Annotated in this window: 22 protein-coding genes and 1 pseudogene; 14 read left to right on the top strand and 9 right to left on the bottom strand. The window is 51.2% G+C overall.

Annotated elements, in window-relative coordinates:
- Positions 1-15: 15 nt before the first annotated feature.
- From KQI79_RS04050 to KQI79_RS03995, 12 genes are all read left to right on the top strand, one after another.
- The gene (locus KQI79_RS04050; protein ID WP_216536940.1) at positions 16-423 is read left to right on the top strand and encodes a phage tail tube protein; all 408 of its coding nucleotides are present in this window, start codon (positions 16-18) and stop codon (positions 421-423) included.
- A gap of 28 nt (positions 424-451) precedes the next feature.
- A complete protein-coding gene (locus KQI79_RS04045) occupies positions 452-886 on the top strand; it encodes a phage tail assembly chaperone (RefSeq protein WP_216536939.1) in 435 nt (144 codons plus the stop codon).
- Between the two features lie 162 nt (positions 887-1,048).
- Positions 1,049-3,154, top strand: a complete 2,106-nt coding sequence (locus KQI79_RS04040) for a tape measure protein (protein ID WP_216536938.1) — start codon at positions 1,049-1,051, stop codon at positions 3,152-3,154.
- Between the two features lie 278 nt (positions 3,155-3,432).
- Positions 3,433-4,083 (top strand): LysM peptidoglycan-binding domain-containing protein, encoded by a 651-nt coding sequence (locus KQI79_RS04035; protein WP_367398129.1) that lies wholly within the window; start codon positions 3,433-3,435, stop codon positions 4,081-4,083.
- Complete coding sequence (locus tag KQI79_RS04030) at positions 4,080-5,105, top strand: XkdQ/YqbQ family protein (RefSeq protein ID WP_216536937.1); 1,026 nt, start codon at positions 4,080-4,082, stop codon at positions 5,103-5,105. The genes KQI79_RS04035 and KQI79_RS04030 overlap by 4 nt, the downstream gene beginning before the upstream one ends.
- Positions 5,092-5,505 carry a hypothetical protein gene (locus KQI79_RS04025; protein ID WP_216536936.1) on the top strand — a complete coding sequence of 138 codons (414 nt, stop codon included), beginning with the start codon at positions 5,092-5,094 and terminating at the stop codon, positions 5,503-5,505. Before KQI79_RS04030 ends, KQI79_RS04025 begins: the two co-directional genes overlap by 14 nt.
- Positions 5,498-5,950 carry a DUF2634 domain-containing protein gene (locus KQI79_RS04020; RefSeq protein ID WP_216536935.1) on the top strand — a complete coding sequence of 151 codons (453 nt, stop codon included), beginning with the start codon at positions 5,498-5,500 and terminating at the stop codon, positions 5,948-5,950. The genes KQI79_RS04025 and KQI79_RS04020 overlap by 8 nt, the downstream gene beginning before the upstream one ends.
- A gap of 1 nt (position 5,951) precedes the next feature.
- Positions 5,952-7,046, top strand: coding sequence for a baseplate J/gp47 family protein (locus tag KQI79_RS04015; RefSeq protein WP_216536934.1), 1,095 nt, complete (start codon positions 5,952-5,954; stop codon positions 7,044-7,046).
- Positions 7,039-7,605 carry a YmfQ family protein gene (locus KQI79_RS04010; protein ID WP_216536933.1) on the top strand — a complete coding sequence of 189 codons (567 nt, stop codon included), beginning with the start codon at positions 7,039-7,041 and terminating at the stop codon, positions 7,603-7,605. The genes KQI79_RS04015 and KQI79_RS04010 overlap by 8 nt, the downstream gene beginning before the upstream one ends.
- Before the next feature lie 2 nt (positions 7,606-7,607).
- A complete protein-coding gene (locus KQI79_RS04005; RefSeq protein WP_216536932.1) occupies positions 7,608-8,654 on the top strand; it encodes a hypothetical protein in 1,047 nt (348 codons plus the stop codon).
- A gap of 57 nt (positions 8,655-8,711) precedes the next feature.
- Complete coding sequence (locus KQI79_RS04000) at positions 8,712-9,083, top strand: hypothetical protein (protein WP_216536931.1); 372 nt, start codon at positions 8,712-8,714, stop codon at positions 9,081-9,083.
- A 14-nt stretch (positions 9,084-9,097) separates the two neighbouring features.
- A complete protein-coding gene (locus KQI79_RS03995) occupies positions 9,098-9,277 on the top strand; it encodes a hypothetical protein (protein ID WP_216536930.1) in 180 nt (59 codons plus the stop codon).
- Between the two features lie 70 nt (positions 9,278-9,347).
- Here KQI79_RS03995 and KQI79_RS03990 read toward each other — a convergent pair.
- The 7 genes and pseudogenes from KQI79_RS03990 to KQI79_RS03960 all read right to left on the bottom strand — a co-directional run.
- Positions 9,348-9,797: pseudogene (locus tag KQI79_RS03990) on the bottom strand (ABC transporter transmembrane domain-containing protein); the annotation flags it as partial.
- Between the two features lie 505 nt (positions 9,798-10,302).
- Complete coding sequence (locus KQI79_RS03985) at positions 10,303-10,467, bottom strand: hypothetical protein (RefSeq protein WP_216536928.1); 165 nt, start codon at positions 10,465-10,467, stop codon at positions 10,303-10,305.
- A 485-nt stretch (positions 10,468-10,952) separates the two neighbouring features.
- Positions 10,953-11,900 carry an aminopeptidase gene (locus KQI79_RS03980; protein ID WP_216536927.1) on the bottom strand — a complete coding sequence of 316 codons (948 nt, stop codon included), beginning with the start codon at positions 11,898-11,900 and terminating at the stop codon, positions 10,953-10,955.
- A 32-nt stretch (positions 11,901-11,932) separates the two neighbouring features.
- Positions 11,933-12,607: an AroM family protein gene (locus tag KQI79_RS03975; protein WP_216536926.1), complete on the bottom strand. Its 675-nt coding sequence runs from the start codon at positions 12,605-12,607 to the stop codon at positions 11,933-11,935.
- On the bottom strand, positions 12,604-13,548 hold the full coding sequence (locus tag KQI79_RS03970; RefSeq protein ID WP_216536925.1) for a DUF1177 domain-containing protein: 945 nt from the start codon (positions 13,546-13,548) through the stop codon (positions 12,604-12,606). The genes KQI79_RS03975 and KQI79_RS03970 overlap by 4 nt, the downstream gene beginning before the upstream one ends.
- A 63-nt stretch (positions 13,549-13,611) precedes the next feature.
- Complete coding sequence (locus tag KQI79_RS03965; RefSeq protein WP_216536924.1) at positions 13,612-14,670, bottom strand: S-methyl thiohydantoin desulfurase family protein; 1,059 nt, start codon at positions 14,668-14,670, stop codon at positions 13,612-13,614.
- 11 nt (positions 14,671-14,681) lie between these two features.
- Entirely contained in the window at positions 14,682-16,301 is a 1,620-nt protein-coding gene (locus KQI79_RS03960) for an OPT/YSL family transporter (protein WP_216536923.1), read from the bottom strand.
- A gap of 299 nt (positions 16,302-16,600) precedes the next feature.
- On the opposite strand from KQI79_RS03960, the gene gdhA reads away from it, so the two are divergent.
- Entirely contained in the window at positions 16,601-17,983 is a 1,383-nt protein-coding gene (gdhA, locus tag KQI79_RS03955; protein ID WP_216536922.1) for an NADP-specific glutamate dehydrogenase, read from the top strand.
- Between the two features lie 507 nt (positions 17,984-18,490).
- Here the strand turns inward: gdhA and KQI79_RS03950 are convergent.
- A complete protein-coding gene (locus KQI79_RS03950; RefSeq protein WP_216536921.1) occupies positions 18,491-19,315 on the bottom strand; it encodes an EcsC family protein in 825 nt (274 codons plus the stop codon).
- Between the two features lie 143 nt (positions 19,316-19,458).
- Here KQI79_RS03950 and KQI79_RS03945 point away from each other — a divergent pair, with 143 nt between their 5' ends.
- Complete coding sequence (locus tag KQI79_RS03945; protein WP_216536920.1) at positions 19,459-21,609, top strand: YhgE/Pip domain-containing protein; 2,151 nt, start codon at positions 19,459-19,461, stop codon at positions 21,607-21,609.
- An 11-nt stretch (positions 21,610-21,620) separates the two neighbouring features.
- Here KQI79_RS03945 and KQI79_RS03940 read toward each other — a convergent pair whose 3' ends face one another.
- Positions 21,621-22,766: an ABC transporter permease gene (locus KQI79_RS03940; RefSeq protein WP_216536919.1), complete on the bottom strand. Its 1,146-nt coding sequence runs from the start codon at positions 22,764-22,766 to the stop codon at positions 21,621-21,623.

The following is a 22,766-nucleotide window of genomic DNA, read 5'->3' as shown; positions in this document are numbered from 1 at the left end:
GGAGCGTGATAAACCATGATGAACCCAACCAGGGCGATACTCGGCACCTTTGGTCAAGTGTATATCGACGGCGAATGGCAAACCAACATTAACAAGCTGGAAGCGAAAGAGGAAATCGAAAAGCGCGAATTGAAGCTTTCGGGAATGACCCGCAGCGTATTCAAAAAAGGCATTATCAAAGGAACCGGCACCATGTCGGGCTATAAAGTGACATCCGATATGATCCGTCGCGGATTTGAAAAGTTCGATATCATTTCCAAACTGGACGATCCCGAAAGTTTCGGATTCGAACGGATTCGGTTGATTAACTGCATGCCGGATGCCGTTCAGCTCGCGAATTGGACCGCTGGCGAAGAAGTAACCGAGGAAACGACGTTTACTTTCGAAGGTTTCGAGTTGCTCGACCCAATTATTGCAACCTAAACCACCAATTGATTAGGAGGATTAAATCATGAGTACCATGGAGCATATGACTGAAGATCAAATCTTGGATAGTTTGCTAGAAGCTACAATGAACTTGCCTGAAGCAACAGTCTTTATCAAGCGTTTGAATATGAGAATTACATTACGCGGGCTGACATCAAACGTACTAGACGGGATCAGGGAGCGTTGCACTACCCGTCGTCAGGTGAGCGGCAGAATCGAGGAAAAACTTGATAACGAACTGTTTAACGCGACCCTTATATCAACCGCTACGAGGAAGCTTGAAATACAGTCGCTTACATTGAGCGGTTGGGATGATGGCCGTATTACTAGCCGATTGCAACTATCTGATGGTGCGCAAGCGATCCGGCGCATGTTGCTGGCGGGCGAAATTGACGCCATCGGGGATAAGATTTTGGATTTATCGGGATATGGTGTCAGCATTGAAGACGTAAAAAACTAATCGACTCCGGGGGGACGATGACCGCGCTTTATCACATGTGGGCCGTGCATCATCTTCGCCCTGGAGTATTCTGGTCTTTGCCGCATGGAGAGCGCATGATGCTTCTCGCGTTCACCACGAGGGAAATTGAGAACATGCCGAAACCGAAAGGAGGGGTAAAGGGTGGCTGATAATGAACTGTATCGTTTGGATATTGTGATCGGCACGGACGGTATTGAACAATCTGAAAAGCAACTTAGGGCATTGGATAAGATGCTTGAGCAAACCGAAAGACGCAGTAAAGTCTTTGGAAAATCAAGGATTAGTCCAGAAGTGCGACTGAACGACAAAGCTTCATCGAAAGCGAAAGCCATCGGCTCGACATTAGGCAATCTTGCTAAAAAGCCGTTCAGTCTCGTTATTACGGCCAAAGACTTGGCAAGCGGCACAATTAAGAAAGTGCTAGGGCTTCTTTCCAGCCCTCTTGCCCTTCTGGGTGCCGGTGGTGGTATTGCTGGAATTACCACAGTTGGCTTAAATATGGTCATGCAGGAGCAAGGAATTACTTCTGCATTCAAAGTTTTGCTTGGTAGCGCCGAGGCGGCCAAACAGCGTGTCGATGAATTAACCGCCTTCGCCGGACAGACTCCTTATCGCCGTGATGAAATTTACGAGGCGAGCCGGGTACTGCAAGTTTTTACCGGGAATGCCCTCTCCACCGGTGACGGCTTGAAAATGGTCGGTGATATTGCCGCCGGAACGCAGCAGCAATTCGGGGACGTCGCCTTATGGATCGGTCGATTGTATGATGCCCTGTCGGCTAACCGCCCCGTCGGTGAGATGACCTCGCGTCTGCAAGAAATGGGTGCGATTAATGGGGCGGCACGGGATCGCATTGAGAAACTTGCGGATTCCGGGATGAAGATCAGCAAGACATGGCCGCAAGTCACGAAAGAACTATCCAGATTTGATGGCATGATGGGTGAAATGTCGGGGAACCTGCAAAATCTACTACTCGGCACGAAGACGTTTTTTACACAAAATATTTTTAAACGCTGGGGTATGGGGCTCGAAAATGTATTGGGTCCGGCATTGAAGAAATTCAAGCAATGGCGATCCGATAACAAAGAAACCATTGCGATATTAGGCCAAAGCGTCGAAGACTTCGGGAAGAAGATCGGGAACTTTGTTGTCGGCGGGATTGAGAAGGTCACGAAAGCATTTAACCGCCTGGCGCAAGACCCTGCGTTTCAAAATGCGGACTTCCTCGGAAAATTAAAAATTGCCTGGGACGAGATCATAGCGAAACCGTTCGGCGAGTGGTGGGCCAATGGCGGCGAAGAGAAAATAAATTCGACGGCATCTAAAATTGGTTCGGCCATTGGAAGCACTCTCGGCGGGTTGATCATGGGGGCATTAGGCGTTGTGTCGGATGATGAATCGTTTAACGAATCGCCATTTTTAAAGGCTGGGGCAACTGCGGGCAAAGCGTTCCTTGATTCCTTCCTCGAAGCGTTCGACGCGGGTAAGATTGCAAATAAAGCATTGGAAGCTATTAAAGACGTTAATATGAGGGCGGTTGATGAACCAAACACGGGAAATATTCTTAGTGCGGTGGTTACAGATATTGGTGCCTTATGGCTTCTTAAGAAAATATTAGACCCGTTAAAAATTTTCAAAAAAGGCGACAAAGTTCCAAATCCTTCCGTTCCTACGGGAGGAACTCCCTCGCCTACTGCTTCTCCAGGGGGGCCAAACGGGTCTAAAGGAACTCCAACTGACGGTAAGCTTCCGCCAAGAAGTGATACTCACGGTAAAGCGAAAGGGTTAGGGAAAGTAAATGCGAACATTTTTTCTCGTATTGGATTAGCTTCTTTACCAATTGCGATCCCTGCCTTTAGCTATTTTTATAGCGATCATTTGCAAAATCAACGCTTGGAAAGACAGCGAGAATTTACGGAACGGTTCAAGGATGATCCCTATATGCTGGAAATAGGGTCGAAACCATTGTATAAGTCAACGATGGGAAATGGTCATTCGAATGTTTCGAGTAAAATTGAGCTTCCAGAAGTCTATATTTCCGAGCAACAAATGAGCAACTTACAAAATTATCTCGGAAATGTTGGCAAAGAATCCGTGAATCAAATTAATGTGAACTTCCCTCCCGGTGCGGTGAGGGTAGAGATTAATGAGAAAGTTGACGAGAACGAGTTGACGAATCGTATTATCGGTCCGTTAACAGGTTCTTTAGCTGACCAGTTAAGAAGAGAAATGAATAATCGAAAATAAGCAGGAATTTTAGCTTCTTTGGAGAATTATTCCTCTGAAAGGCTGGTGCAGATAAATGATTTATAATTGGGTTACGAGTTATACATGGGGACCATTTGCTTTAATTGCTCTTTTTGTAATAATGCTAGTTGTGGAATTAAAGGATGCTCTTTGGGCGTATAAAGAAAATAAAAAAGGGAAATTTATGGTTTCATCATTCCTAGCAGTTGTTGCGTGCGTTGGTATATACATCTTTGTAAAATAACTACCCTTATCAATTTAAGTTAGAGGGTGATTTTGTGGACTTCTTCCTTGTCGATCCTGACGCCGGAGAATTTCAATTTCCCGTGAACCCGGAGGAAGTCACGATCCGCCGGGATAAACAATACGAAACAATAAATATGATGTCACTTGGCGAAGTGGACTTTGCCCAAGGGGAGAAGGTGAAAGAGATTACCTTCTCTTCTTTTTTTCCCAAGGAATATGATTCGTCCTATTGTCGTTACCGAGACATTCCCGATCCACAAGTCGCTATGAATCAACTTAACGTCATGTTGAATAGTAAGAGGCCTCTTCGTCTGATTATCACAGATACAGCCGTGAACGTCTTAGTCTTTGTTTCAGCGCACAACAGCACGTTTAAAGGCGGTGAACCCGGCGACGTATATTTTGACATTACGTGCCGAACTTGGCGCAATGTCAAAGTGCGAACGTCCCAAGCGAGCAGTGCTTCGGGTGGAGGACAAACGGCAGCGGCTGATAATAGTCGGCCTGATCTGAAGAAAACACCCAAAACCTATGTAGTGAAAGCCGGTGACTCCCTCTCGAAGATTGCCAAGCAGCAGTTGAAGTCAAGCTCCCGCTGGAAGGAAATCTATAACCTGAATAAAAAGGTCATCGGTCCCGATCCGAACAAACTTAAGCCCGGACAAAAGCTGGTGATGCCATGAAATATGAAGTAGTTCTCGCAAATAAATTCTATCTTCGCGATGTAATCGAAAATATAACGCTCAAGGATTCCCTTGACCAAATCGCGTACCAAGCTGACATTCGGGTAGTCATCACGCCCGATTTCCCTAATATCGAACCGGGCCAAGAAATCCGTATATCCGGGATTCCTTTCGGTAGCGACAATATGGTTTACTTGCTCTATCCCGGCGTTGTGTGGGAGTGTTACAGCACGAATCCGGGCTTGAAGCATATGGACATCACCGTATATGATCGAACGATCTATATTGCCAAATCGGAAGACGAATATTTAATGCCTTCGGGACAGACGGCCAGCCAACGATTACGGAAATATGCGACGGATTGGGGAATCCCGTTAGGTAACATCCCGGATACCAAGGTCAAGCTCGGCAAAGGGGTATACCGCTCCCGCGCGATCTATCAGATGATCATGTCTGATCTCAAGGAAACGGTCAAAGCCGGTGGCGATATGTACATCCCGCGAATGACGCCAAAGGGCTTGGAATTATTCAAGGTCGGCAGCAATCAGACCGTTTGGGTGATGGAACAGAACGAGGAAGTGTTGCAGCGGCGAACGCTGGAAGGCGCGGTAACGAAAGTAAAAGTTCTCGGCAAAACGGAAACCAAGAAAACGAAAGGTACGAAATCCAAGAAAGGCAAGCCGAAAGTGAAGGTCGAACTTCCTTCCAAAGTTCTAGCCATCGAATCAGGAGAAACAGCAAAACTCGGTACGCTGCAAAAGGTTGTTCAGGATACGAATATTAAATCGGCTGCCGAAGCCAAGCAGTATGCTAAATCGCTGCTAACCGGCATTCAAGAGACATTCACCGTGTCGGCGCTAGATATTAATACGATCCGGGCTGGTGACGCGGTTATCCTAAACGGCATGAGGTTAATTGTCATGTCCGTATCCCACGATCTCGGCGATCCGGGTCATATGCGGCTGGAACTTGCTTTTCCGGGTTACGTGCAAAGGAGGTATTTTTTCGATGGACCCGTTTAAACAACTTCTATCAGTCTTCGAAATGAGGATGCAGCAGCATGCAGGAGAAGCTATCGACGGTATACCCGCAGAGCTTGGAACGATCACAGAAACGGGTCTCAAGCTGGACTCGTTCAAGTATGAAATTCAAGATTATATCGTTGCGGATTGGACTGTCACCCTTCGCCTTCCCCCTTTCTCTTTGACAGGAAGGACCGTTCCGGCAGACGAGAATGGGAATCCGACAGGATCGCCTTCGGGAAAAATGAGGTTCGATTTTGACGAAACGGAAGTTGAAAACGTGGAATTGGACTTATCGGATGGGTTGCAGGCCGGGCAGCGTGTACTTGCGATTCCGGTCAATGGCGGCAAGGATGCGGTCGTCATTTGTATTGTGGGCGGTGGTGATAGCGATGCCTAATCTCTTTCCTACTTCGGACATGAACGAGCTTGAACCGGTTACCGAGGAAAGTGCAAATGAAGTCTCATTCGGGAGAAGCTGGCGTTTCGATTTTTCGGTTGGCGATTTTGTCATGACGCCAACCGGCAAAGTTGCAGCAAGCAATGATACGGATGCTTGGGTACAATGGTGCAATAAAGCGATCCGAACGCCGAGGTACAGGCATCTAATCTATTCGAGTGATATCGGTCAGGAATTCGACGATTTATTAGGTCGGGGACTTTCGCATGCGGCGTTCGAAAGTGAGATTCAGCGGATCGTTACCGAGACGTTAATGGTCGACCCGCGAACGGCCAGCGTCGATAATTTCTCGTTCTACTGGGAAGAGGACAAATGTTTCTTTACATGCCGGATCACGAATGTTCGCGACGACTCGGCAGAGATTGCGGAAAGCGTGGTGATATAATATGGCAAGGCTTCCGGCGTATTTGGAAGATCAAACAGAAGATTCTATCATGCGGCGCATGATGAACAGAGTTCCCCCGGACATTGATGTAACCGAGGGTTCTTTTATTTGGGACTCTCTCTCCCCTGTCGCTTTTGTTTTGTCGGAAGCATCGATATGGGCGCAGGAAGTATTGCGCCGAGCGTTCGCGAGTACAACTTTCGGTGAATATCTCGATTTGCGCTGCGCAGAACATGGAGTTTCGCGTAGGCTAGCCGTCAAGGCGACTGGGCAAGTGAAGTTTATAGGAACGCCAGGCATTATTATTCCTGCGGGTACGGTTGTAGCGACGCCAGCGGATGAAATATCAGGCGAATCGTCAATTGAATTCGAAACGAAATCTGCCATTACGCTCGATTCGAACGGTGAAGCTATTGCAAGCATTCAAGCACTCGAAGCCGGGAAGCTCGGAAACGTGCTTGCGGGGGTAATTACAGTATTGGCTACGCCGATCTCCGGGGTGACCAGCGTTGAGAATCCAACGGAAACAACCGGCGGGACCGACGTTGAATCTGACGAGTCACTGCTTGAACGATATCTTGTTCGCGTTCGAACGCCAAGCAGCAGCGGCAATAAGGCCGATTATGTGAATTGGTCAATGGAAGTGGCCGGGGTTGGCGGCGTTCAGGTTCATCCTCTTTGGAACGGGCCAGGAACGGTTCGCGTTGTTTTGCTCGATGCAGCAAAGCGAGCAGCATCACAAGATATTGTCGATCAGGTAGCCGGGCATATCGATAGTGTTCGTCCGATTGGTGCGGATGTGACGGTACAGGCAGCCGAAGAAGTGCCGATCAATATCAGCGTGAAACTGGTACTGGCAAGTAATACAACGATTGGTGAAGTGAAAGAGCTTATCGAATCCGGGACGCGCGAATATTTGAAGCAGTTGGCCTTTGTGGACCCGCTCGTCCGTTATACGCGCATTGCTGCTATACTCCTGGATATCCCTCCGATCATCGACTTTGCCGATTTGACGGTCAACGGAAACAGCAATACGAATATCGAAATGCAGCCTGGTCAAGTCGGTGTGCTAGGGACGGTGACGGTCTATGAATGAGTTTCCGATTACAAGTACGCTAGGGAAGGAAATGTTTTCGTACTTGCCGCAGTATTATGAAACCTCTCGTGTTATGAAAGCGAACATCGATACCCAAGGCGCGGAAATGGATTTGCTGCGGCAAGCGTTTGACGAGACGCTTAGTCAATATTTTGTTCGAACGGCGACATGGGGACTTAATCTTTGGGAAAGAGAACTAGGTCTAACAACTGATTCCACGAAACCCATTGAACAACGGCGCTCTGTCGTAGAGTCGAAATTGCGCGGCGTCGGTACGGTCACGGTGGCGCTCATTAAAAGTGTTGCTGAAGCCTACGACGGCGGAACTGTCGAAGTCACGGAGCAACCGGCTTTGTATCAATTCACGGTTACGTTTGTTGATACGCGGGGCATCCCTCCGAACCTCGACGACCTGAAGGCGGGCATCGATGAAATCAAGCCAGCACATTTAGCAGTCGAATACGAATTTACGTATACGACGTGGGCCGAGTTAAGACGAACAACTTGGGGAAATGCGAAACGGTACACTTGGCAAGAGATCAAAACACGGAGGTGGTAACATTGCCTAAAATAACGCCAAATCTAGGCCTTAAAAAGCCGACGGAAAACGAAGCTGCTGATATCGACGTTTTGAATGAAAACATGGATACAATCGATTCCGCCGTCGGCCATCTCGATCAAGAAATGCAAGCGGTAAAGCAATCTGTCAGTGATGGAAAAGCACTCGTCGCCGGGGCCATTACTGGCAAAGGAGTACCAACCTCCCCGAGCGACCCATTCCAGCGGATGGCGGATAATATCGGGGCCATCGAAACCGATAAAACCGGAGATGCTACCGCCGCCGCTGGAGACATTCTTGCACCGAAAACGGCTTATGCGAGGGGGCAAAAATTGACTGGAACCATGCCTAACCGTGGCATTCAAACAATCACGCCCGGTTCGGCAGATAAGGCTATTCCCGACGGATACATCGCCCCCGGTAGCAAGGTTGTTGGAGATCCCGACTTAATTCCCGGAAACATCCGGTCTGGCAAGGACATATTCGGCGTGGTCGGTAATGTGATTGAAGCATTGGGGGACGCCGCGGCCGGGGAAGTATTGGCGGGACGAACATTTTCGAAAGCCGGACAAGCCGGGATCGCAGGCACGATGCCCAACCGTGGCGCTGTCTCGCAAACTATAACGCAGCAAAACGGGCAGTACACTATTCCGGCAGGGTACCATAACGGGGCAGGAAAGGTAATAGCACAGTTTGCCAATCTGATAGCGTCCAATGTGCGACAAGGGATAAATATAGGCGGTGTTATAGGGTCGCTAGTAGAAGGTAAAAAGTTTGCAACGGGGACAACACAAAACTCTGGGTCGTCATTAATTATAACAGGCCTTGACTTTACGCCGAGCTTATTTATTTACAAAAGTGTCAGTCCTACGTTTGTGTATTATTGGGGATTTGTGGCATCAAGCGCGTCAGTATTCGGTGCCGCTTTTGGTTTGAAAATGTATGGGACCGGTAATTATATTTTTGACACCGGAACATTCAGTAGTGGTGGAGTCAGTGTAGATACTCGCGTTGGAAATATCAACATGCAATGGATAGCGATCGAATAAAGCAACGCTGGTAATTATCGACATTGGTTTATTTCGCTAAACGAAAGGAGGATACAAATGAAAATAGGTAGACGAATCTATTTTGATAAATCAACCGGAAATGTCATCGTAGATACCGGAGAACGCAGCGGACATGTCGTAGAAACCACGAATGAACACGATTTTGAGGTTTATACTGCACTTACAGAAAGAAATCGGGAAACCGTCGGCGTCCTGGAACTCGAATACGGCCAGTACGCAGAAGACTTTGCAGCTTGTAACGGCTTTAGAGTCAACCCGGAGACGCTGGAGCTTGAATTTTCGTACCCCAATCCGGACGACCCGGAAACGCCACCCGCGTATCGGAAGCCATTATCTGAGGAATTGGAAGAAACAAAAGAACGCATTACGGACCTTGAGCTTACGATCGCCGAAATGATGACTATGTAAAGGAGAGATGACGAATGAAGGACTTTCAAATCAGGGTAATCGCACGGGCGTGCATTACGCGCCATGACATGGGCGAGGGAGATATTAAAACGATTGTTTCGTCTTATAACTTGGCCCAGCCAGACAACGAGCGAGTCGAAGCGTATGTATATGCGACTCGCCCGGATATCGAACCGCAACGATTAGATGCTTAACGCCCCGAAACGGGGCTTCTATTTTTGCCAATTAACTTGAGAATTTTTGCCGAAAATTTTGCGCGGCTACAGATACGGCCATTATAATGCCGCCGATGATGTGTATCGGCGGCATAACCATCATGCGCAGAATCATAATGAATACTTGCTGCACTTGGGTAATATCGTTTGTCGTCCTCGTAATGAGCGAAGCGGTCCCGATCTTGTCGAACTCGTTCAATGAGAAATTTTCCACATGCGAGAACACTTTGCCCCGAAGGATTTTACCGTAGCCGACCGAAATTTTGGACGATAAATAACTCGCCGCAATGGAGCAAATTACGCCTCCGGCCGCGACGAGCAGCATAAAGCCGCCTACTTTTAGAATGAGGGGCACGTCTCCCTCCACAATCCCCTTGTCTACAATATCCGCCATCAACGTCGGCAAATAAAGATCCGATAAGGTCTGCAAGAAAATAAGGACCAGTACGAAAACCACTGGAACCCAATACGGTTTCAAAAACCGGAACAACCTAATCACATTTCACCATCTCCTGACCCTTTTGTTAAAGCATGTTCCAAGGTATTTGTTCTTGTATGTTTATACTATACGACATGTATATGAACTGAATATGAACGGGAAATGCGAATAGGGCGTGTCATAGTGTCATAGGAGTCAATTTCATAATTCGCGCGGACCTACGCTTCTTGTTTGGCGCTAACGAAACTAACAATCCTTATTGGGCTCAAAATGACGACGTTCCAATCCTAACGAAAGCAGGTATCGTTATTCCTCGGAAATCGGCTGTCTTACCGCCTTTTCCCCCTCATTAGCGTGTTAACGTTTCGTTACGCCAGCAACCAGGTGATTTAGCAGGCATTAGCGTGTTAACGTTTCGTTAGCTCGCTCGACGGGCCGTCAGCCACGAAGCTATTATGAAATTGACTCATAGGGCCAACATTTAGTCCGCCTTCTGTCGAAATCCCCTTCGTTCAGGAGAAGATGGTCGCGGGTACATTCAGTCCTTTGTCGGAATCCCCCTCATTCAGAAAGCGGATTTTTCGGTCAGACCATGCTCGTCAGTTTGCTTGAAGCCCTTCACGATTACCGGTCCTTGGCACCCGTCGGTCTTGGCGTCGGCGACCGTCCGGTAGTTAATATTTTGCAGTGATATCGGTGTTTTGTTCGATTGGGTTAACGGCAAATGCAAGATTCGTCCCTCCGCCCCACTGAACGAGAGGGATATCGACAGAAGGCGGCAGAAGCCCACTGGCGTTGCATTAACTTTTTTCAGCAAATATTGAGACAGCTGTGTGGGTTACGGTGCTATTCCTTCACATTTCTTCTGCCGCCCTGCTCCCCAAGTCGCGGACACAGGAGACGCTAATTGTGACAAACGGCCCGATTTCGGACCTTTTGCGGACATACGATCCTTTATTCGCGGCAAAAGCGCAAAAACAAGCCCTCCGACAAACAGATAACGGAACCACTGTCCGCCTAAACAGCGAAAAAGCGAGTTTGACACAAAATAACGGCCGTACGGTCCGGATAGCAATTCCTCAATGCAACGCCATTGGGCAGAAGCAGATGATTAGGACAGGCAGAGCACTAGCGTTATGAGCTTGATGTCCAATGCAGCAGCCGCAACGCCAAAAGAAAAAGCCGAAGAGCGTCATGGCTTCTTCGGCCTTACAGTTATATCGTTAATTTCCCGCGGGAGAGGATTTGCACATCGTCGATATAGACGTCCGGTTCGTGAACGACCAAATCGATGTGAACGCCGGCGTCGATTGTGCCGCCGAATGTAATATTGCTGCCGAAGGCCACATGGATCGTCCCGTACACTTTCTCGTCCTCCAGCACGTTGCCGGTCACTCGCGCCTTATCGTTCGTACCGATGCCGAACTCGCCCAGCATCCGTCCGTCACCATCGCCCAATGTGGCGAGGAGCCGATCCGCGACCGATCCCTTCGCGTCTACCAAGCGTCCGCCCTCTACCGTTATCGTTAACGGGGAATCGATTTTCCCGATGCCGGCAACCGAACCGTCGACGACGATTTCGCCGGAAGCCGTTCCAAGGAGCGGCGCGATGTAAGCTTCGCCGGAAGGCAAATTGCCCGATTCGCCCGGGTTCAAGTACATCCCCGTACTCGGAATGCCGCTTGCGCCGTCGATCGAGAAACGCAATATTTTCCCGTCCTTCTCGATACGAACCTGGCGCCCTCTCGTCAATATTTCCGTCACTTTCTCGGTTCTTTCCTTCACTTGCTCATAATCGGCCGAAATCGCGCCTTCCACCAGCATATCTTCCGTAATGCCCGGCATCGTCGCTACCCGGACGCCGGCCGCGGCGGCGTTCTTCCGGGCCTTCGTATGCGTAAGCGAGAACTCCGTCGCGCACACGACGACGTTCGCCTGCTTCATCGCTTCCGCAATCGGGGCAGGCGGCTCCTCGCCGTCTCGTTGGCGTTCCGCCATGACCATAAGAATGGACTCGGATCCTATTCTCCGTCCCGCTTCGCATAACGCTTCCGCGATTTCTTTTTTCAACCGGTCGCAGACGACCAAAAGCGTCTCGTTCTCCTGCAAAGCTAAACATTGCCGCAATAAATTGATGCCGACTTCCACGTATTGCGCATCCATGACCGTCATCTCCTTACATTTGTTTTCATCCGTCATACGAATTCGGATACGACTTTCGCGACGAGCGAATTGGACAGAATCACCGGCAGTTCCGACCGGCGCTCGACGATCTTCTTATAATCCTCGATATATCCCATACAGTCAAGGAGAATCATCTCAGCCCCCTGGCGCACCAATTCGTCCGCCGCAGCCTCGAAGCCGCTCTCCTCCGAACCGTAGGGAGACGCCGCCGCGTAAACGGGAGCGATGCCGCTTGCGCGCCAATGGTCCGCGAGCGAATCCTCCTGCTCCAGCAACGGGACAATAATGCCTAGCGTTCGGTTCGCGGCAATGGAGGAGACCGCCGCCCGAATGACGCGATCCGGTTCGACGAGAACGGCCTTGCGCGTATGCAACCCTTCAAAGGTGCCCGTGCATAGCACCAAGATGATGCCGCAGCCCGTCTCCTCCAATAAATCGATCTTGTCCTGCAGCAAAGGCTCGATTTTCGCGCCGGACAAAACGACCGATTCGCCCGATAACAATTTGGTTGTCAGAAACTCGTCATTGCCTTCTGGCGCGAAATGGCGAGCGATGTCCTGAGCGGTCATTCCGTCCAATGCGCCGGCCTGAACAATTTGGGCCTTCTCCCCGATATATTTCTCCAAAATCGGACCGACATCGGAACGGGGGGCTTGGCCGATCGTAACCGCACCTAATTTTTTCATCGTGATTCCGCGTTCCCTTTCGTTTGCAAAATTTTCATCGAGCCGTACAGCCGCTCCAACAGCGCAAATTCTTCTTCATCGTAAAATTTGCAAATGCCGTTCGTAAACTCTTTCGCGACTTCAATCGCAAAGCGGGCCGCAGCGGCGATATCCACCTCATGGCTCGCTCCCGTTCCGCAGCCCGGCACCGCCGATTGCGCGGTGATCGCCACGCCGACCACCGGCGCCGACGTGGCAACGGCAGGCTGCATAATGCTGTTGAAATGAAACAACCCGTTTCCGTACGGCGTAATATCCTGCATCGTAATCGGGAAGGTGACCGGCAAACTCGCGGTGGTCATTTCCATAATTCGCAGCAAATCTTCGCTTACGCGCAAAATATAGCCTTCCTTCGCCGTGGGGGAAATGGCAATTCCTTTATGGTTAATCAAGCGGTTGCCTTTGGACGTGTCAATGGACAACAGCGCGTCCATTTCTTCCGTGACCTGGAAGCGGTTCATCGTTTCGTCGTCCACCGGCGAATCCATAAAGTCGACGGGTACATGCGGCTGTGTCGGCGCATCCGGGCATATATGAGTCGTGATGATAACGTCTCCCTTCAACCGGTCGCCGTTCACGGCCATTTCGGCAAGCTTTAAAGCGGCGGCCAAGGCGGCGACGGCTCCGTCGGCATCGGAGACCATCCCGATACGGCTCGGACGGGCGCCGATCCCTCCAAGCTGCCCCAGGATGCCGAGCGTAGGCGCCGAGCCTCCGCCCGATTTGCCTTCCGTGCCGGGGATCTCGATCTTCACGAAATCGGTCTTCCCTTTATCGCCCTGCACCGTCTCTACCGTGACGTTCGCTTCCGGGTAAGGCGCGAATAACGCTTTGACCCGGTCCCCTGACACATATGCGCTATCGATGGTTTCGTATACTGTCAATGTCTGTTTCAATGTCATGGCTTACAAACTCCTTTTATAAGTAAATACGGAAAAATGCGAATCGGGGCATAAACCTTCCCTCTACAATATATACGATAAAATCGGCTTGCCGACAATCTCCTCGATCGGTTGCAGCAGCTTCCGATTGCGCATCGTCGCCCCCAAAATCAAGTTATGCCTCGGTACGGCGATAACGGCAACATTCCGGCCCCTACCGATCCGGGCCGATTCCAGCGGCAACCCGCTCTCGGCATCGAAGGTCATGATCAAGTCCGGAAACGTGGCGATCCGTTCGCCGCGAGCCTCGAGCGTCATGTATTCGTTCCAGAACGTCATCTCGAGCGAACCGATCTTGACGAATCCTACATCGAACCCTCCGGTCGTCCGCAGCTCGAATTCGGTCACTTGCCCGACGTCCACCAAACGTCCGCCCAGCAGAGAGGCGACCGCTTCCACGGCCTGCAACCCTTGATGCGATTGCATCGCTTGTCCGATGCGAATCGCTTGGCTGATCGCGCCGGGACATCCGTTCTCCTTCACATACGACACTTGCACCGGATTCCGCGCCACCGCGATCATGCCGCCCGCTTCGACGGAAGCTTGTCTTACAAGCGTTGATACATGTTCTACCGAACCGGAAGCGCATAGTTCGGTATAACGTTTGCCCTTGCCGCCGGCTGCGCCTTGCACGGAAACGTAGGACTCCAGTTCCGACAGATTCATGGAACCCATGCTTCCCGTCGGATGCGCGCGGCCGTTGCACGGCGCGTCCAGCACCGGCATTCCCGTTACGGCGGATTGAAACCAGCCGTTCACCGTCGTGCTCGCACCGTTTTCGTTTGTAATCATCGCCGATATGTTATGGCCCAACTTGTCCGTCAATAACTCCAAAGCCCTTATATAATGGACCGGCTTCACATATTGATCGGCAGCGGCCGGCGCCCCTACCGCAGAGACCGTTACCACCCAATCGTCATCGTTCATTTCGTCGATGGTGAAAAGCTGCGGATGTCCTACTTCCAATGCGAGCCTGCCAAGCTGCAGCCCTTCCTCGATCGGGCCTCCTCCGCCGCCTCCGAGCACGGCTCCGCCCAGCACAGCCGCTTCCATCATTTTTTCATCGATTTCAATGATCGCCAACTTGGCTCACCTTACCCTTTCTTCATGGAGAATACGGAACTGAAGAAGTTGTATAACGCATCCCCGGCGATAAAGCCTGCGGCCAGAATGCTGATCGGCGCTTCCGCCGCTTCTCCCTTCCACTTCGTAATGATCGTGCGGATCAGCAATCCGGCAAGCACCGCCCAGCCCGCTTCCGGATACGTGAGCAGCAAACCGGTCGAGAAGAGAATTCCCAATTGGCGTCTTTGCCCGCCAAGCCATTGCAGCAAAGCGCCCGGGATGGCCCAAATCAGCAATTCTTTCGCGATATCGCCCGAAACTCCCGCTTCGATCGTCGCCGCATATACCTTGTCCACCGGCGGCACCAAATCTTGCGCAAAATAGTGATTATACGTGAACAACACAACAATCAGCGCAATGCCGAACGCGATCATGGCACTCGTAAACTGCTGTCTCCGCCCGTCCTTCTCGAATTCGGGATCGCTGCCGTTGCCGCGGAGAATGTAACCTGCCTTCAAATCGAAGCCCATATCCGCAAAGGCCGGTCCGGTCGCCGCACTAAAGCCGACAAGCAGAGCCAAAGCCGTCGGCGGGAAGCCGATGAGCAAACCGATGATCAATGTGATAAGCGCCACGGCGAAAGCCGGGAACCAACCGGAATGCATCGCCGAGATTCCGACGATCAATTCATGGACATACGCCATAAATGCGGCGAAAATAATAAATCCGATAAACATGCCTACGGACATTTCGGTAATGAGGCCGCCAATCACCGCAACGATCAGCGAAACGATAAGATATAGTACGAATCCGACGATCAGGGAACGGGATGTTTCCGTTTTGGACTTTCTTTCCATGCTGTGCTCTTGTGCGCTTCCCTCTGCGGTTGCACTTGCGTCCCCATCGTCTTTCTTTTTCTTCTTCATAATGATCATCGTAACCTGGATCAGAGCCACCAGGCCGGCACCGATCATAAATCCGTGCGGAATGTACGAATCGGTCAGATCCACGCCCAACACCGGCATGGAATATCCTTTAATCAACAGGCCGATGCCGAACATGGCGAGCGCCCATACATTCCCGATAAACGCGACGCCGAAAGCGGACATCGGGATCCCGAATATGGAGCCGGCCACGCCGCCGGCAATGCCGAGACCCAGCAATCCGGCTCTCTTCCCGCCCTTATCGCCGGCGAAAATCGATTCCGCGGTCGCTCTTCCGTCAGGCCAAGTGCCGCTTGCGGGAAAAATATCCGTATTAAACAGCCTGTACAACATAAACGAATCGACGAACATCGCCAGAGCCGCACCGATCAACATCGGCATAATCAATTCCGTCTTGCCGAGAATGAACGGAATCCCGATCGGGATAAGCAAGCTGTTAGCCGCACCGTACGTAGCCGAAGAGATGGCTGTCTGAATCAGATTTTGGCGGTGAATGGACCGGTACTTGCGAAAAATCGCAACGGGAATCCGTGCGATCAACATAGCCAAGAGCGCCCCTATAATCGAGGTGCTGGCCGTAATCCCCAACGTGACAATCAATTGCATCCCGATGAGCGCGCCCAGAACCGCAGTGGCGACCGTCAGCAATAGCGTGAACGGTTCGATCGCTTTTGGATGTTTTCCGTGCTTAGTCTGTTTTTCCATGTCTCTTCCCCTTCTATTAGTAAATATTAAAAAATTATATGCATAATTATGCACTTTGTCATTAGCAAAGCCTTCCAATGAATACCGCTAATTCCCATATTATCCGACTTCGGCCTATTCGCTATTCACCCGTACCCGATACAAAGACACATTGATTAATTTTTTTTATTACTTTTATCTTAACGTTCTATTGGATTTATCATTATGCATAATGTAAGATAATCTTACAACGTGAGAAGGAATTCTCACAACGTGAACCCGACCGGGCGAAATCTTTGTATTATTAAGGAGGAGCACGCATGACCATCACTCAACAAGCTCAAACGGAAAATTTTACGGCAGCCAAACAATATGTGAATGAAGTTTTCGAGACGGTAAAGAAACGCAATCCGAACGAGAACGAATTCCACCAAGCCGTCAAAGAAATATTGGATTCCCTCGTCCCTGTATTCGCGAAACAACCTAAATATATGAACCATGCTATTTTGGAACGGATCGTAGAACCGGAGAGAGTCATTTCGTTTCGGGTTCCTTGGCTGGACGATCAAGGCAAAGTCCAGGTCAACCGCGGATTCCGCGTTCAATTCAACAGTGCGATCGGACCTTACAAAGGCGGCATCCGTTTCCACCCTTCCGTCAATGCCAGCATCATCAAGTTCCTCGGATTCGAACAAATTTTCAAAAATTCCTTGACCGGACAACCGATCGGCGGCGGCAAAGGCGGTTCGGACTTCGATCCGAAGGGCAAATCGGATAATGAAATTATGCGGTTTACGCAAAGCTTTATGACAGAACTGTATAAATATATCGGACCGGATACGGACGTTCCTGCCGGCGACATCGGGGTAGGCGCAAGAGAAATCGGATATATGTTCGGACAATATAAACGCATTCGCGGCGGCAACGAAGCGGGCGTGCTGACAGGGAAAGGCATCGTCTACGGCGGAAGCTTGACGAGAACGGAAGCGACAGGTTACGGTTGCGTATACTTCGTCGAAGAGATGCTGAAATCGAAGGACTTGAGCCTGGACGGCAGCACCGTCGTCGTGTCCGGATCGGGCAACGTCTCCATCTATGCGATCGAGAAGGCTCAGCAACTGGGCGCGAAGGTCGTTGCATGCAGCGATTCGAACGGATATATTTACGACGAGAACGGCATCGACCTGGCTACGGTCAAAAGACTGAAAGAAGTCGAGCGCAAGCGGATTAAAGAATATGTGAACGAGCATCCGCATGCCGTTTACACGGAAGGCTGCGAAGGAATCTGGACGATTCCTTGCGATATCGCGCTTCCTTGCGCAACGCAAAACGAAATTGACGAGCGATCGGCGCAAATTCTGGTCGATAACGGAGTCAAAGCGGTTGCGGAGGGCGCGAACATGCCTTCTACGCTGGAAGCGATCGAAGTGTTCCTGAACAATAACGTTCTGTTCGGGCCTGCGAAAGCGGCGAATGCCGGCGGGGTTGCCGTATCCGCATTGGAAATGGCGCAGAACAGCATGCGATATTCCTGGACGTTCGAGGAAGTCGATGCGAAATTGCATCAAATCATGAAAAATATTTACGATAACAGCGTGAAAGCGTCCGAAGAGTACGGCTATGCCGGCAACTTGGTCGTCGGCGCCAACATCGCGGGCTTCTTGAAAGTGGCCGACGCTATGCTGGCACAAGGCGTTGTGTAGTCTATATCGAAACTTGAACCGCCCCTCCATGTCTTGCATGACATGACGAGGGGCGGTTTTGCGATGGTCGGTTCCTCACTTTGATAGGAATAATGTCGTCCTGCCTGCGAAAGCGGGGATCTATCCTGCATAAAATACAACATTTCACATCCTCCCCATATATTCATGATGCCTATGTTGTAGTTTTTACAGCATGCTGGTGGCAAAACGGGCTATCGTGCCCTTTTATCGGCGATAATGTTGTACAAAGTGCAGCATAAATGCTCTTTATATGCCTTTATATCCCTCATTATGTTGTATTCCGTACAACATGTGCGGCCCCATTCGTCGGTTTAGGGAAATGAACGGTGCACAAGACCGTATTTTGACCCGATGCCACGGCGCGATCGGCCTGAGAATGTATCCGGTTTGCGGAGCTCATCCCTTGGCGCCGCGCCATCGGCCTGAAACGCAACAAAACATTCCATGCATCGCTAGTGATGAATGACGCTTTTCCTCCGGCGTCCGCTACACTTGGTCGGCTGCCCCCAGCTTGATCAGAATTCTCCGCTTGCGGTACAGCATTTTCCCTGTTTCGGCTACATCCTCCACCGTCGATTTATTCAGAAACGCGCCGAATACCATGCCGGCGACCGGAATCATCTGGAACAGCTTTTTCCAACCGAAGTTGTCGACATACGCCGTAATCGTTTCCCTCCAGCCTTGAAGCTGCGAGACGACCTGCTGATGGCGCAGCTCGCCGTCGAAAGACGCCAGCTCGTCCAAAATCGCCTGCTTGCCGACAATATCCGAAGAAGAGAACTGCAAGCATTTGACGATAAAGACACGTTCGGCTTGATCGTTCGGGTCGAAGCCGTAGCAGATGGCGGTTTCCTGCAATACTTTGAGCGAGAGCCCGAGCAAGGCGGGAATATCGATGGCGAGCGTAAACAAACCGCCGAAGCCTGTCGTAGCCCCTTGGAAAAAGGCCATATTTTTGCGCGAATGCTGCAATTCCGCCGCCGTCCTATCCATCGCGCCGAGCGGTAAAGAATGCGCATTATCCAACGTTACCGCATCCGCTTGCCCATAGGTTTGCCTCGCCTGACGCTCCAACTGCCGCAATATGCCGTTCTCATTGACCAAGTATCGGCCGCCGGTCTGTACGTAAGCGCCGATCTCGTCGATGATTTGCCCGATTTTGTCCTGCAAAAATTTCGGCGTCAACCGGTCCAACAGAACGAACGGCAATCGGCCAAGCTTCTCCCAGAACCACAAATCCCGCTGCTCTATCTCCCACTTCTCGACGACGGCAAGCTCCCGCATGAGCTCGGTTTGCGATTCATTGTACATGTTCGTCTTCCTTTCCTTCCGGAATCTATAACACTGAATACGATATGAAACCGACGCCGTTTCAATACGCTTGGGAAGGATAGTTCTCCGTCCTTTATGCAACAATATAACGAAAAGGAAATCGTTGGGGGCGCCGGGACGCGATGAAAAACATTTGGTTTCTTTACATAACGGACTTAAAACATATCGTACGAAATTGGGCAGCGGCAGTCATCCTGTCCGGGCTCGCCATCCTGCCTTCTCTTTACGCCTGGTTTAATATCGAAGCGTCATGGGACCCTTACGGCAACACCCGAGGCATCGCAATCGCGGTGGCCAACAACGACCGGGGAGCAACCATACTGGATAGGCCCATCAATATCGGGAAAGAAATCGTCGCTTCGTTGCGGGAGAACCGGCAAATCGGCTGGACGTTCGTGGACGAGGAAGAAGCGTTATCCGGCGTCAAGCATGGGACGTACTACGCCAGCATCGTCATTCCCGAGGAATTCTCCGGACGAATCGCCACGGTGCTGTCCAACGAACCGGTCAAGGCGGAAATTTTCTATTATGTCAACGAAAAAATTAACGCCGTCGCTCCGAAAATCACATCCAAAGGTGCCTCGAACATTATCGATCAAGTTAGCTCCAATTTTGTGAAAACGGCCAACGGGGCCATTTTCAGAGCTTTTAACGAACTGGGCGTTGAATTGAAGAACGAATTGCCGACGATCGAAAAGGTAAAAAATTTGGTCTTTCGCCTGGAGGCTTCCTTTCCCGAAATCAATCGCACGGTGAGTACGGCGTTGAACGACGTCACTAAAGCGAATCAAATCGTCGGCGAAGCGCAGGCCAATCTCCCCGCGATCGTCGAGATCGGCAAAAAGGCGGAGAACTTCTCGCGCGGCCTAAGCCAGCTTCTCGGGTACAGCCGGGAAGGAGTCGAGGCCATATCCCCTTATATCAAACAGGATCTCGGGTCGCTGCAGCAAACCGCGCTCGCGATGGCGCAAGTCGCCTCGATCCTCCGCGACGCCAATACGGACCCGTCGCTTGCCGTTCAGGTGTTGGATCAAGCCGCAAGGCGGCTGGGCACGGCTATAACGTTAGCAGACGGGCTGAGCGGCTGGTTCGACAGGCTGAACCGCTACACGCCGGGCGCTCCGTTCACCTCCGTGACGAATAAGCTGCAGCAGATCCGAACGAGACTGGAGCAGCAGCAAACGATCGCAGCGGAACTGAAGGACGCCATCGGCCGCGGAGAAGCCGCCTCCGCCGAGCTCGTCGACCGGTTCGAGCGGCTCGCCGAGGAAACGGCGGCGCTGACCGGCGACTTGCTGGACCGGTACGATCGCGAAATCAAGCCGAAAGTGCTTGAGGGGCTGGGAAACGCCAAGAATGCGGTCGATTCGGCGCAATCCCTGCTTGCGGGGGCGCTTGCCCGGGTGCCGGACGCAGACCAAATCTTGAAGGACGCTTCCCGGATTCTAGCGATAGGACAAGATGAGATTGCGGCCATTCAAAAAGAACTGCCCTTCGTCCAAGCGAAAATAAAAGATATCGCGGACAAAATGAGGGCGTTACAAGCGCGAGGAGAAATTGAAGAGATCATTTCGTTGTTAAAGCATAATTTTGAAAAAGAGAGCGAGTTTTTCGCCGAGCCCGTCGTTTTGAAAGAAACGAAACTATACCCGATTCCGAACTACGGTTCGGCGATGTCGCCGTTTTTTACGACGCTTTCGTTATGGGTAGGCGCTTTGCTCCTCGTCTCCTTGCTGACGGTGGACGTCCATAACGGAAGCAAGCCGTTTACCAACGTGCAAATCTATTTCGGAAGATACTTCACCTTCGCAACGATCGCCTTATTGCAGGCGCTGTTCGTCACGCTCGGCGATATTTACTTGTTGGGCGCATACGTGCTGAACAAGATATGGTTTATCGGCTTCGGATTGCTGCTTAGCCTCGTATTCATGTTGATCGTATATACGCTGGTATCGGTGTTCGGCAATGTCGGCAAAGCGATGGCGATCGTGCTGCTCGTGCTGCAGTTGGCCGGCTCCGGCGGCACGTTCCCGATCCAGGTGACGCCGCCTTTTTTCCAAGCCATTTATCCCTATTTGCCGTTTACCTACGCCATTAGCATGATGCGGGAAGCCGTCGGCGGCATCCTGTGGGATATTGTGTGGCGCGACTTGATCATGATGGCGGTCTACGCGGGAATCGCGCTCGTGATCGGCCTGGCGCTTAAAACGCCGATCAACAAAGCAAGCGCCCGCTTCGTTCGCAAGGCGAAGGAGAGCGGGCTGATCCATTAAGCGTTATTCCGCTAGTTCGATGCGGAACGCATATATCCGGGCAGTCTGACGACGGCTACGGCCAGCCCTGCCAGCCCGAATGTCAGCAGCACGAGTACCGGCCCCATGACGTCGCCGATATGGGCGCCGTGCGCCATGACATTCTGCAAGGAATGCTGCGCCCAATATTGCGGCGTGAAATGGCCGATCGTTTGAACGAATGGCGGCATCAGGTAAGAGGGCATCCACAATCCGCCAATCATCGCGCCGCCCGTCGCAATGAGCTGGGTGGTCACCATGGCCGCACCCTCGCCGGGGACGATGAACGACAAGCCTAGCCCAATGCCGGTTCCTGCAATGCTTAACGCCGCGACGATGATCGCGAGCGCCGCCACGTCTCCCAAATTCAAATGGTAGACGAAATGCCCGAAAGCGAACAGGACGACGCATTGCGCGATCACGGTCAGCACGAACGGAACCCACATGCCGATCAAGTACTGAAGCGGCTTGACGGCCGTGCTGCGGACTCTTGCCAGCAGCCCGTTCTTCTTCTCTTCGAAAAACCGCCGCGACATCGTAATCATAATGAAAAATACGAACATCACCGTCATGCCCGGGACGAGTTGAGCGATCACATCCACGCGCTCGGACGATGTTGGCACATGATCGATACGGATGGGAGAAGCCAGCGTTTGCTCCGCTTGGGCTTTCGTCTCTCCTTTGGCGATCAGCGCATGGGACAGTTTCTGTTCACGGTATTCATTGGAGATGCCGTTCAATATCGCTTGGATTGGCGCAAGAGAAGATTGGGCCGCAGGATCCTCGTACAGTTGAATGCCCGCAACTTCCCCCTTCTTCATGGCTGTTTCAAAGCCGCTTGGAATGACCAGAACGGCCGAGAACTGCCCTTGCTTGATACGGTCGATCTGGTCGTTCAAGCTGGCTGCTTCCTCCAGGCTCACTGTCATCGCCTGTCCCACTTGGCCGAGGAACGCCCGCGACGCCTCCGTTCCGTCTTGGTCAACGGCTTGAATCTCAATCGAAAAAGAATCATTGGAGCCGACGCCGAACACCGTTCCGAACATAACAATAAACAAGATCGGCATCAGCAGCAGGAAGAAGAAGCTGCGCTTATCTTTCCGTATGAGCTTTAATTCTTTGACAATAATCGCCTTCAT

Source organism: Paenibacillus sp. MSJ-34 (assembly GCF_018918005.1).
Taxonomy (GTDB): domain Bacteria; phylum Bacillota; class Bacilli; order Paenibacillales; family Paenibacillaceae; genus MSJ-34.
Note: the sequence above shows the minus strand (reverse complement) of the source record. Positions and strands in the feature narration are given on the sequence as shown.

What these genes read in the sequence shown, in the direction of transcription:
- KQI79_RS04020 (WP_216536935.1), top strand. Translation starts at nt 5,498, where the DNA reads ATGCCTAATCTCTTTCCTACTTCGGACATGAACGAGCTTGAACCGGTT.
- KQI79_RS04025 (WP_216536936.1), top strand. Translation starts at nt 5,092, where the DNA reads ATGGACCCGTTTAAACAACTTCTATCAGTCTTCGAAATGAGGATGCAG.
- KQI79_RS04000 (WP_216536931.1), top strand. Translation starts at nt 8,712, where the DNA reads ATGAAAATAGGTAGACGAATCTATTTTGATAAATCAACCGGAAATGTC.
- KQI79_RS04010 (WP_216536933.1), top strand. Translation starts at nt 7,039, where the DNA reads ATGAATGAGTTTCCGATTACAAGTACGCTAGGGAAGGAAATGTTTTCG.
- KQI79_RS04050 (WP_216536940.1), top strand. Translation starts at nt 16, where the DNA reads ATGATGAACCCAACCAGGGCGATACTCGGCACCTTTGGTCAAGTGTAT.
- gdhA (WP_216536922.1), top strand. Translation starts at nt 16,601, where the DNA reads ATGACCATCACTCAACAAGCTCAAACGGAAAATTTTACGGCAGCCAAA.
- KQI79_RS04015 (WP_216536934.1), top strand. Translation starts at nt 5,952, where the DNA reads ATGGCAAGGCTTCCGGCGTATTTGGAAGATCAAACAGAAGATTCTATC.
- KQI79_RS03975 (WP_216536926.1), bottom strand. Translation starts at nt 12,607, where the DNA reads ATGAAAAAATTAGGTGCGGTTACGATCGGCCAAGCCCCCCGTTCCGAT.
- KQI79_RS03980 (WP_216536927.1), bottom strand. Translation starts at nt 11,900, where the DNA reads ATGGATGCGCAATACGTGGAAGTCGGCATCAATTTATTGCGGCAATGT.
- KQI79_RS04030 (WP_216536937.1), top strand. Translation starts at nt 4,080, where the DNA reads ATGAAATATGAAGTAGTTCTCGCAAATAAATTCTATCTTCGCGATGTA.
- KQI79_RS03940 (WP_216536919.1), bottom strand. Translation starts at nt 22,766, where the DNA reads ATGAAGGCGATTATTGTCAAAGAATTAAAGCTCATACGGAAAGATAAG.
- KQI79_RS03960 (WP_216536923.1), bottom strand. Translation starts at nt 16,301, where the DNA reads ATGGAAAAACAGACTAAGCACGGAAAACATCCAAAAGCGATCGAACCG.
- KQI79_RS03945 (WP_216536920.1), top strand. Translation starts at nt 19,459, where the DNA reads ATGAAAAACATTTGGTTTCTTTACATAACGGACTTAAAACATATCGTA.
- KQI79_RS03995 (WP_216536930.1), top strand. Translation starts at nt 9,098, where the DNA reads ATGAAGGACTTTCAAATCAGGGTAATCGCACGGGCGTGCATTACGCGC.
- KQI79_RS04045 (WP_216536939.1), top strand. Translation starts at nt 452, where the DNA reads ATGAGTACCATGGAGCATATGACTGAAGATCAAATCTTGGATAGTTTG.
- KQI79_RS03950 (WP_216536921.1), bottom strand. Translation starts at nt 19,315, where the DNA reads ATGTACAATGAATCGCAAACCGAGCTCATGCGGGAGCTTGCCGTCGTC.
- KQI79_RS03970 (WP_216536925.1), bottom strand. Translation starts at nt 13,548, where the DNA reads ATGACATTGAAACAGACATTGACAGTATACGAAACCATCGATAGCGCA.